The sequence below is a fragment of the Brevibacillus soli genome, assembly GCF_044759095.2.
GTDB lineage: Bacteria > Bacillota > Bacilli > Brevibacillales > Brevibacillaceae > JBIYSM02.
Genome location: NZ_JBIYSM020000045.1, coordinates 20,815 through 30,740, shown reverse-complemented (window position 1 = coordinate 30,740; position 9,926 = coordinate 20,815). Strand labels below are relative to the sequence as shown.

Annotated in this window: 9 protein-coding genes; 8 read left to right on the top strand and 1 reads right to left on the bottom strand. The window is 53.1% G+C overall.

Annotation, left to right across the window (positions count from 1 at the left end):
* Positions 1-211 precede the first annotated feature (211 nt).
* Positions 212-499: a septation regulator SpoVG gene (gene spoVG / locus ACE99V_RS16950; RefSeq protein WP_400492411.1), complete on the top strand. Its 288-nt coding sequence runs from the start codon at positions 212-214 to the stop codon at positions 497-499.
* Positions 500-541: 42 nt separating this feature from the next.
* Here the strand turns inward: spoVG and ACE99V_RS16945 are convergent, their stop codons facing one another.
* Entirely contained in the window at positions 542-1,573 is a 1,032-nt protein-coding gene (locus tag ACE99V_RS16945; protein WP_400492410.1) for a CobW family GTP-binding protein, read from the bottom strand.
* Between the two features lie 140 nt (positions 1,574-1,713).
* Between ACE99V_RS16945 and glmU the strand changes: the two genes are divergently transcribed.
* The 7 genes from glmU (at position 1,714) to mfd (ending at position 9,901) form a co-directional block, all read left to right on the top strand.
* Positions 1,714-3,099 carry a bifunctional UDP-N-acetylglucosamine diphosphorylase/glucosamine-1-phosphate N-acetyltransferase GlmU gene (glmU, locus tag ACE99V_RS16940; RefSeq protein ID WP_400492409.1) on the top strand — a complete coding sequence of 462 codons (1,386 nt, stop codon included), beginning with the start codon at positions 1,714-1,716 and terminating at the stop codon, positions 3,097-3,099.
* Between the two features lie 23 nt (positions 3,100-3,122).
* The gene (locus ACE99V_RS16935) at positions 3,123-4,073 is read left to right on the top strand and encodes a ribose-phosphate diphosphokinase (RefSeq protein WP_400492408.1); all 951 of its coding nucleotides are present in this window, start codon (positions 3,123-3,125) and stop codon (positions 4,071-4,073) included.
* Between the two features lie 89 nt (positions 4,074-4,162).
* Complete coding sequence (locus ACE99V_RS16930; protein WP_400492407.1) at positions 4,163-4,786, top strand: 50S ribosomal protein L25; 624 nt, start codon at positions 4,163-4,165, stop codon at positions 4,784-4,786.
* A 268-nt stretch (positions 4,787-5,054) separates the two neighbouring features.
* Positions 5,055-5,387 carry a hypothetical protein gene (locus ACE99V_RS16925; RefSeq protein WP_400492406.1) on the top strand — a complete coding sequence of 111 codons (333 nt, stop codon included), beginning with the start codon at positions 5,055-5,057 and terminating at the stop codon, positions 5,385-5,387.
* Complete coding sequence (gene pth, locus ACE99V_RS16920; RefSeq protein ID WP_400492405.1) at positions 5,344-5,919, top strand: aminoacyl-tRNA hydrolase; 576 nt, start codon at positions 5,344-5,346, stop codon at positions 5,917-5,919. The genes ACE99V_RS16925 and pth overlap by 44 nt, the downstream gene beginning before the upstream one ends.
* Entirely contained in the window at positions 5,909-6,247 is a 339-nt protein-coding gene (locus ACE99V_RS16915; RefSeq protein ID WP_400492404.1) for an anti-sigma-F factor Fin, read from the top strand. Before pth ends, ACE99V_RS16915 begins: the two co-directional genes overlap by 11 nt.
* A 105-nt stretch (positions 6,248-6,352) precedes the next feature.
* Complete coding sequence (gene mfd / locus ACE99V_RS16910) at positions 6,353-9,901, top strand: transcription-repair coupling factor (RefSeq protein WP_400492403.1); 3,549 nt, start codon at positions 6,353-6,355, stop codon at positions 9,899-9,901.
* Positions 9,902-9,926: the final 25 nt, after the last annotated feature.

The following is a 9,926-nucleotide window of genomic DNA, read 5'->3' as shown; positions in this document are numbered from 1 at the left end:
ACTACTTCCATTTAGAGAGCTGAATTCCTTTTGTTTTTGACTTACCCCAGGAATTTTTCAGGGGAAACTAGCTAATGCCGGGTGGGTTTTCTTAGGAAAAAAAGATTTAATTATAGATTTTTTTACAAAATTTCGGAAGTATCAGAAGGAATATTTAACCAACATGTGGAATACCTCCTAAACGCTGTTATAGATAAAGGGAGTGAACTAGATGGAAGTTACAGACGTAAGACTTCGCCGCGTTAATACCGATGGTCGGATGAAAGCCATTGCCTCTATTACAATCGACCATGAATTTGTGGTTCATGATATTCGTGTAATTGACGGGAACAATGGCATGTTCGTCGCCATGCCGAGCAAACGTACACCGGACGGGGAGTTCCGCGACATTGCTCATCCAATTTCTTCTGCGACTCGTGAAAAGATCCAGGCAGCTGTACTTGCCGAATACGAGCGTGTCGGTCTCGAAGAAGAAAACACAATTGAAGCAGGCGCATAAACACAAAGCACCCTGTAATCCATACGGGGTGCTTTTCCTATTTTAGTTGGAGTTTTCATAACATTTTTCCAAATTCGCTATGATCGTGTCCTTCTCCAGTCCTTCTCCGATGAAGACGGCGACCATCTTCGGGCCGAAGTTTTCAAACGGGAAGAGGTTCACCTGGTTGTCCGTATGTTGAAAGGAGATGAGCTCCTCTCGCCCTTTGAACTGGACGTAACCTTTGGCGCGGTAGACGTTTTTGGGAAGATCCCAGAGAAAGTCTTCGAATTTTTTTCCGTCCACCGGTGCCTTGAAGTGGTAGGAGAAGGTCTCGATGCTGTTGAAAAGCGTCGGTTGAGCTGTTTTCATGCCCAGTGACTGCTTGATTTTATCCAGCGGAGAGAAACGGCCGATGCCTTTTTGCACAGGAGCTGCGACAGCCCGGTCAATGGATCGTTCCTCCGAAGTTCGCTCCGCCACTCGTTTGACTGCGAGCAAGGACGGCAGGTCCATGTCGCTTTGGATGGTCGGGTAAAGCGGTGCCGCCGGATTAAGCTCCTGCAGCTTTCCCTTCACTTTGTTCAGAACGTCTTCTGTCACCAGGTCAATTTTGTTCAGTATCAGCAAATCTGCGTATTTTACCTGGTTGCGAACCGTTTTGACCAGAGCGCTGCTCGATTGGAAACGGGAATTCAAATCGAGGAAGCGGGAGGCATCCACTACGCTGATAATTCCTTTGAGGTCAATTTTGTCATACAGCTCGGGGTGAGTCATGGCATCCACCACGTCGATGGGATCGGCCACACCTGTCGTCTCAATGATGATATGATCAGGTCGAATCGACGCGATGATCTCCTTCAGCCCGTCTGTAAGTTCTCCGCGAATCGAGCAGCAGATGCATCCATCCAGCATTTTTTTGACAGGGAAGCCAAACCCCTGAAGTTGTTCGCCGTCAATGTCCTCTTCGCCCATCTCATTCATCATAACCACCACATTGCCGCCCTGGTTGCGAAGGTAGGCAAGCAGCTTTTGCAGCAGGGTTGTTTTTCCGCTGCCCAAGTAGCCGGTCAAGATGTATACACCGACGCTCATCTATTCCATCCCCCCGTTACTATCGGAATATTCTTATTCCCCCATCATAAGCCAGTCCGAAAACGTCAGTCAAACTTCTCTTGAAATCACCATACGATTAAGATATAGTCATGATGGAACTTCTATGCTGGAGGGTTAACATGTCTAAGATACATGCCGTGGTTTTGGCCGCCGGTCAAGGCACACGGATGAAATCGAAGCTGTATAAAGTTCTGCACCCCGTATGCGGAAAGCCAATGGTTCAGCACGTCGTGGACACATTGGATGCGATGCGGGTGGAGGACGTTGTCGTCGTTGTAGGTCATGGTGCCGACGCCGTTCGCGCCGCATTGGGCGACCGCGTCGCATACGCGTTGCAACAGGAACAGCTGGGTACGGCGCATGCCGTCCAGCAGGCAGTGCCATTCTTACAGGGCAAACAAGGAACAACTTTTATTTTATATGGAGACGTCCCTCTTCTTTCCTCGGAAACGTTAACCGCTCTCCTTCAGTATCACGAACAGCAGCAAGCCGCTGCGACTGTGCTGACCGCCAAGCTTCCCGATCCGACGGGCTACGGTCGCATGATTCGCAACGAGGCGGGAGAAGTGATGCGGATCGTTGAACACAAGGATGCCAGCCCGGAAGAACGGGCTATCCGGGAAATCAACACAGGAATATACTGTTTTGACAATCAAAAACTCCTGAAGTCCTTGTCGCAAGTGAAAAACGACAACGCTCAGGGCGAATACTACGTGACGGACTGCGTTGGAATATTGCGGGAAGCGGGCGAAAAAGTGGTTGCCTATGAAGCGGTCGACCCGGAAGAAACGATGGGGGTTAACGACCGCGTACAGCTTTCCGAAGCGGAAGCGTACATGCGCAGACGCATCGCTGTTCGCCACATGAAGAACGGGGTCACCATCATCGATCCGGCGTCCACCTATATCGATGCGGATGTAACCATCGGCCAGGATACCGTGATCCTGCCCGGAACCCATCTGCGCGGCCGTACAAGTATCGGCGCTGATTGCGTGATTGGACCGCAGGCCAATTTAACCGATGTGCAGGTGGGAGACGGGGTGGAGATCTCGTATTCCGTGCTGACTGAGTCCCAGGTAGCGGACAAAGCGACCATTGGTCCATTCGCGTACGTGCGTCCCGGTTCAGAGATTGGTACCCATGTGAAAATTGGCGATTTTGTTGAGCTGAAAAATGCAAAAATAGGAAAAGGGACAAAAGTGCCTCACCTCAGCTATGTGGGTGACGCCGAAATCGGCGAAGGTGTCAATATCGGTTGCGGAACCATTACTGTGAATTACGACGGGGCCGTCAAGCACAAGACCATCGTCGGCGACGGTTCCTTCATCGGATGCAACACCAATCTGGTCGCGCCTGTGACAGTTGGTCGCAACGCCTATGTCGCAGCCGGCTCCACCATCAACCAGAACGTGCCGGACGATGCGCTGGCAATTGCCCGCGAACGGCAAGTAAACAAGCTCGGATATGCCAACAAGCTGCCGCGCAAACAAGTGAAAAAGGATTAATTACGGGAGGTTCATGAAGAACAATGGCTAACTACCGCGACCCAAAACTGAAGGTATTTACCTGCAACGCAAATCCGCAGCTCGCTCGCGAGATTGCCGAACATATCGGACTCCAATTGGGAAATGCTGAGGCGGTTCGCTTCAGCGACGGCGAATGCCAGATCAAATTGAACGAAAGTGTTCGCGGTTGCGATGTGTTTGTCATTCAGCCAACAAGTGCTCCCGTAAACGAACACCTGATGGAACTGCTGGTGATGGTGGACGCGTTGAAACGCGCGTCGGCGAAGAGCATTAACGTGGTCATTCCTTACTACGGCTATGCCCGACAGGATCGCAAAGCGCGCGCACGCGACCCGATTACGGCAAAACTGGTCGCGAACCTGATCGAAACAGCCGGTGCACACCGCATCATCACCATGGACCTGCATGCCACGCAGATCCAAGGCTTTTTCGATATCCCGGTTGACCACCTGCTCGGGGTGCCGATTCTGGCCAAGTACTTCTCGGAAAAAGGCTTGAAGGACATCGTGGTCGTATCTCCTGACCACGGCGGTGTGACGCGTGCCCGTAAACTGGCGGAACGTTTGGAAGCGCCAATCGCCATTATCGACAAACGCCGTCCGGAGCCGAATGTGGCGGAAGTGATGAACATCGTCGGTAACATCGAAGGCAAAACGGCGATTATCATTGACGACATCATTGATACGGCCGGTACAATCACCCTGGCGGCAAATGCTCTAATAGAGGCTGGTGCGCGCGATGTGTACGCATGCTGCACCCATCCGGTATTGTCCGGTCCGGCAATCGAGCGCATTGAAAAATCGAAGATCCGCGAGCTGATCGTCACCAACACGATCCCGCTCTCCCAGGACCGCATGATCGACAAAATCAAGGTGCTGTCCGTTGCGCCGATCATCGGAGAAGCGATAATCCGCGTACACGAAGAACTCTCCGTAAGCAAGCTGTTCGACTAAGATCCGCCCGAAGCAAGCGATTGAAAACAACCTCCGCTGGACAAGCTAGAAAGGAAGAAATTTCTAGAACGTCCAGAGGAGGTTTTTTTGTGGAAGTGATCCATGCGCAAATTCGCCGAAAAGGACAGGGGCCTTCTAACAATGCGTTGCGGCGTCAAGGTTGGGTGCCGGCCGTTGTTTACGGACCGGATGTGAACAACTTGTCGATCCAGGTGAATGGCAAGGAGTTGGACCAGTTGCTGCGCCATCATTCAACCAATAAGCCCTTTCGTTTAAATATCAACGGAAACGAGCACAACGTCATGGTTTATGAACTGCAGCGCCACCCGGTGATGGGCAACGTGCTGCATGCCGATTTCAAGCAAATCAACATGAATGAAAGGATTCACACCAGCGTCCCGGTCCTGATGACAGGAGATCCCGTACAGGGCGTCGCCACTCTTGTTCGTCACAGTGTGGAAGTTGGCTGCCTGCCGACGAACATACCGGAGTCGTTTACGGTTAACGTGGACGGACTAGACGTGGGGGACGTCATTCTCGTCAAGGACCTGGAGATCCCGTCTGGCGTAGACATCGAGCTTGATGAGATGGAGGTCCTCATCAGCGTGCTGCCGGTCAAGGCGCCGTCTGAAGAGTCACTTGAGGCCGAGCAGGAAGCGGTAGCCGTCAAGGAGAATGCGGAAGCGGCGACAGAGGAAGCCAAAAAAGTGTAATCGCCAATAAATTCTAAAGCCCCGGGTGTCAAGCTCGGGGTATTCTTGGTGTATTAAGAATTTATAAATTTGGACATCCCATACAGCCGCTAGAAAAGTGTTCGGGGCCCCGCCCGGCGAAGAAAGGGACCCCACTCGGCACAGCGATAGATAACGCCGAGTGGGTCGAGGATAGCTAATGCCGGGTGGGTTTTCTTACGTTGTTCATTTCCTGAATCTGTCATAAGCTGGAGTCAGATCGTATCTTTCAAAAAAAGGGGCCGTTACGATGATCCTGGATCGCTGTTTGCCTTTTTTTCATTACCATGAAGTGCACTCCATCCAGATCGAAGCGACCCAGGAAGCCGTGTACCGGGCTGTCAAAGAGGTAACCCTGAGCGAAGTGCCGGTTGTCAGAGCACTCTTCTGGTTGCGTTGGTTACCGGCTGTGATTGTCAATGAACCGGCCCCGATTCAAGGCCAAAGACCGATTCTGGAGCAGTTGCTGGAGGCGGGGTTTTTTCCTTTTGTTCAAGGAAGCATTTTAGTAAAATGGAAAAGAGATTGGAGGAGGTACCGTGAAAGTCATCATCGGGCTGGGCAATCCCGGCAAAAAATATGAAGACACGAGACATAATGTCGGATTTATCACCATAGATAAAATTAGCGACAAATGTGGGATTCCCGTACAACAGTCAAAGTTTCGCGCGATTGTCGGCGAGGGACGCATCGAGACTGAAAAGGTGCTGCTGGTCAAGCCGCAAACCTACATGAACCTGTCCGGTGAATCAGTCGCTGAAATCATCAAGTTTTACAAGCTGACGCCGGACGATCTGCTGGTCATCTACGACGATCTGGATCTGCCGACCGGGCAGCTGCGCCTCAGGATAAAAGGCAGCGCCGGCGGCCACAACGGTATCAAATCGCTGATCCAACATTTGGGGACACAGGAGTTCAATCGGATCAAAGTGGGCATCGGCCGACCTCAGCCGGGCAGGAGCGTAAGCGAATACGTGCTGCAGGACTTTCCCGCCGCGGAAAGACCGCTGATCGACAAGGCGGTGGAGCATGCCGCCCACGCCGCTGTCATGTGGACAAGGGAGCCTTTTTTAAAAGTGATGAACCACTACAACAGCCTGAAATATGAGGGCTAGGGAGCCCGATTTCCAGTCGAGCGCCTTTGACGACCTTGTATGTTTTCCCATCTTCCCGGCCATACTAAGCAATATGAATGGTGGGGGGTGGCGTTTCTTGAGCTTTCGCTACGTGTGCCGCTGCTGCGGCATGAAAATGGGAGAGTTTGACGATTCGCAGGTAACAGAAAGGCAACTAGGCTTGCATTCCTTGACCCCGGAAGAGCGTGAACTTATAATATCCAGAGAACAAGGTGGAGACACCGTCGTAAACATCTTGTGCGACTACTGTCGTGATGCTTTCCATCGGCATCCTGAGCTTTCACTAGTTGGAAATCCACTCCAGTAAAGGGGATGCTTTCGGTAGGATCAGAAGGCTTGCACGTAACAAGGCCTTAGCTTGCTTAGCTAAGGCTTCTTTTCGCATGAAGAAAGCTAGAGAGGAGACTAGTGAATGCAAGTCATCATCAACCCGATTAAACAAGACGCAAACGTCGGGACGATTGTCACGGGGTTGCAGAAAGGGCTGCATGAGCAGCTGGTATCGGGTCTGGCAGGGTCCTCGCGCCAAGCGTTGATGGCCGCACTGTACCAGGAGACGGCCCGAGCGATGTGCATCGTGACCCACAACATGTACCAGGCACAAAAAGTATATGAGGATTTAATAGAGCTGGTCCCCTCCGACCAGGTTTTGTTGTACCCAGGCAACGAGCTGATCGGCTCCGAATTGGCGATTGCCAGTCCGGAGATGCTCGCTCAGCGTATCCATGTGCTCAACCGTCTGGCCAAGGGCTTTACGGGTATTTTGGTTGCCCCTTTTGCCGGTTTGCGTCGGCTGGTGGTTCCACCCCAGGTTTGGAAGGAAGCGCAGATTGAGCTGCGCGTCGGGGAAGAACTGGAGATCGACTCGTTTTTACATACGTGCATTGAGCTCGGGTATGAGCGGGTCGACATGGTGGAGCGCAAAGGCGAATTGAGCGTACGCGGCGGCATTATTGACCTGTATCCGATCGATTCGGAGTGGCCTGTCCGGATCGAACTGTTCGATGTAGAGATCGACTCGATCCGCACGTTTGACATGGCGACCCAGCGTTCGCACGAGAACGTGCAATCGTTTATGATCGGACCGGCCAAAGAGATGATCGCCTCTACTGCCCTCCTTCAGGAAGCCGCCGTCCGGCTGGAAAAGAGGCTGGGAGAAACGATCGCAAAACTGAAGGACGGCTCGGCCAAGGAAAAGGTTGTGGAGAAAATCGGCGCCGATATGGAGCGGATGCAGCAAGGGCAGCGTTTTCCCCATCTGTACTCGTACGTGTCCGTAATCTACCCGACGAACGAGACCCTCTTGGACTACATGCCGAAGGATACAATCCTGCTTGTGGACGAACCTTCCCGGGTACTGGATACGGCAGCCCAGCTGCAAAAGGAAGAGGCGGAATGGCTGACAGGCAGAATCTCCGAAGGGGAATTCATGGCCAATCTGACGCTCTCCCGTTCCTACGATGAGATCGTGGCGCCAAAGCAGAGGCAGGTTGTCTACCTATCGCTGTTTTTGCGGCAGACACCGAAAACCCAGCCGCAGAACATCGTCAATCTCAACTGCCGCACCATGCAGAATTTCCACGGGCAAATGAACGTGCTGAAAAGCGAATTGGCCCGCTGGAAAAAAGCGCAGAACCAAATTGTGTTTGTGGCGGCCGATTTGGAGCGGGCCAAGCGCCTGGAGCGGGTTCTGCACGATTATGAGATGGAAGCGGATTTGCTGACGGAACCGGTGGAAACCGTACCGCCCGGGAGACCGACGATCATCATCGGCAACCTTCAGACGGGCTACGAGCTGCCGCTGAACCGATTCGTCGTGATCACCGAGGGAGAAGTCTTCACGCCCAAACAGCGCAAGGCACGCAAGGTTCAGCAGACGATGACCAACGCCGAGCGCATCAAAAACTACCTGGAGCTGAAGCCGGGCGATTACGTCGTCCATATCAACCACGGGATCGGAAAGTACCTGGGGATTGAAACGAAAGAAATACTCGGAATTCATAAAGATTACTTGCATATTCGTTACGCCGGAGGGGACAGTTTGTTTGTCCCCATTGAACAGATTGACCACGTGCAGAAATACGTGGCAAGCGAAGAAGCCGAGCCGAAGATTTACAGCCTGGGCGGGAGCGAATGGAAGCGCGTCAAAAACAAGGTGCAGTCCTCTGTCAAGGACATTGCCGAGGACCTCATCAAACTGTACGCGGCGCGTGAAGCCGCTGTCGGCCATGCCTTTTCACCCGATACGGTGGAACAGCGGGAATTTGAAGCGATGTTCCCGTACCAAGAGACCCCGGATCAGCTTCGCGCCATCCAGGAAGTAAAAGCGGATATGGAACGAAAACGTCCGATGGACCGTCTCGTCTGCGGGGACGTCGGCTACGGAAAAACAGAGGTAGCCATTCGCGCCGCGTTTAAAGCGGTGATGGACGGCAAGCAGGTGGCCGTGCTCGTACCCACGACCATTTTGGCACAGCAGCACTACGAGACGTTCCGCGAGCGCTTTGCCGACTACCCGATTCGCGTCGAAGTGCTCAGCCGCTTTCGCTCCCGCAAGGAGCAGACAGCCACGATCAAGGGCTTGAAGGATGGAACGGTCGACGTCGTGATCGGGACGCACCGGATCCTGTCCAAGGACATTCAGTTCCGCGATCTGGGATTATTGATTGTCGATGAAGAGCAGCGCTTCGGCGTAAGCCACAAGGAAAAGCTGAAGCAGTTGAAAACGAACGTGGACGTGCTGACGCTCACTGCGACACCGATCCCCCGGACACTGCACATGTCCATGATTGGCGTAAGGGATTTGTCGGTCATTGAGACGCCGCCGGAAAATCGTTTTCCTGTACAGACGTACGTGATGGAGTACAGTCCGTCTCTGGTTCGCGAAGCGATTGAGCGGGAGATGGCGCGCGGCGGACAGGTCTTTTTCCTGTACAACATGGTACAGGGCATCGAGCAAATGGCGGAGCAGATTTCCATGCTCGTGCCGGATGCGCGAATCGCCGTCGCCCATGGGCAGATGAACGAGGGCGAGCTGGAGGGCATCATCCTCGACTTCCTGGAAGGAAACTACGACGTGCTGGTCAGCACGACGATTATCGAGACGGGGGTGGACATCCCCAACGTCAACACGCTGATCATCTACAACGCCGACAAGATGGGCTTGTCCCAGCTGTACCAGCTTCGCGGTCGCGTCGGCCGTTCCAACCGGATTGCCTACGCCTACTTCACCTATCAAAAGGACAAGGTTCTGACCGAGGTGGCGGAGAAGCGTTTGCAGGCAATCAAGGAATTTACCGAGCTGGGCTCCGGGTTCAAGATCGCCATGCGCGACCTGTCCATACGGGGTGCCGGAAACCTGCTGGGAGCGGAGCAGCACGGCTTTATCAACTCGGTTGGGTTCGACTTGTACAGCCAGATGCTGAAAGAGGCGATCGACGAGCTGAAAGGGGAAGCCAAGCAGGAGATCGTTTCGCCGGTGGAAATCAACCTGCAGCTGGACGCTTACATTCCGTCACTGTATATCACGGACAGCCGGCAAAAAATCGAGATGTACAAAAAATTTGTCGCCGCAGCTACGCTGGAGGATGTGGAAGATCTGGCCGAAGAGCTGCTTGACCGATTCGGACCGGTGCCGAAGCCGGTGGAAAACCTGCTCTTGATCGCCAGACTGCGTGTCTACGCGCTGCGTCATCACATTACGGAAATCAGTCAAAAAGACCCGGATGTGATCAAACTCTACCTGCACCCCAGCCAAAACAACAACATCGACGGCGGCGCCCTGTTTGCTCTCGCCAACAATTGGGGACGGCGCATCGGTCTGACGGGTGGACAACAGATCATCATTACTGTTAAAGTAAAAGGGTTACGTATCGAGGAAGGCGTTCAGCTTGTGGAAAAGCTGCTGAGCGAATTTCACATGGTGCGAAAAGACACCAGTGCGGAGAGTCCCGTGTCGTAACAGAGGAACTCACCGGGAAGGAGAT